The organism is Citrobacter sp. wls757, from assembly GCF_005280935.1.
Taxonomy (GTDB): Bacteria; Pseudomonadota; Gammaproteobacteria; order Enterobacterales; family Enterobacteriaceae; genus Citrobacter; species Citrobacter portucalensis.
This window is the reverse complement of sequence record NZ_SZWU01000020.1, coordinates 210,922-211,464: the sequence shown is the minus strand read 5'-3', so window position 1 is coordinate 211,464 and position 543 is coordinate 210,922. Positions and strand designations below refer to the sequence as shown.

At 54.9% G+C, this 543-nt stretch carries 1 pseudogene; it reads left to right on the top strand.

Going from position 1 to position 543, the window contains the following annotated elements:
- Window positions 1-63: 63 nt before the first annotated feature.
- A pseudogene (locus tag FDW94_RS23940) lies at window positions 64-543 on the top strand (ribonuclease D); the annotation flags it as partial.

Sequence of the window (543 nt, the reverse complement as noted above, 5' to 3'; positions counted from 1 at the left end):
AACGCCGGGAAATCCGGCGTTTTTTTTGGCGCAAACCTAAGAGAGCACGATTTGAATTATCAAATGATCACCACGGACGACGCGTTGGCCACGCTGTGCGAAGCCGTCCGTGAATTTCCGGCGATAGCCCTGGATACAGAATTTGTTCGCACGCGTACCTATTATCCGCAGTTGGGGCTGATCCAGCTGTTTGATGGCAAACACGTTGCTCTGATTGATCCGCAGGGGATCACCGACTGGTCGCCGCTGCGCGATATTCTGCGTGATACTGCCATCACCAAATTCCTGCATGCAGGTAGCGAAGATCTGGAAGTGTTTCTCAACGCTTTTGGCGAACTGCCGCAGCCGTTGATTGATACACAAATTCTGGCTGCTTTTTGCGGTCGTCCGCTGTCGTGGGGGTTTGCCGCGATGGTGGAAGAGTTTACGGGGGTGGCGCTGGACAAAAGCGAATCCCGCACCGACTGGCTGGCCAGACCGCTGACCGAGCGTCAGTGTGAGTACGCGGCGGCTGATGTCTGGTATCTATTACCGATCACCACA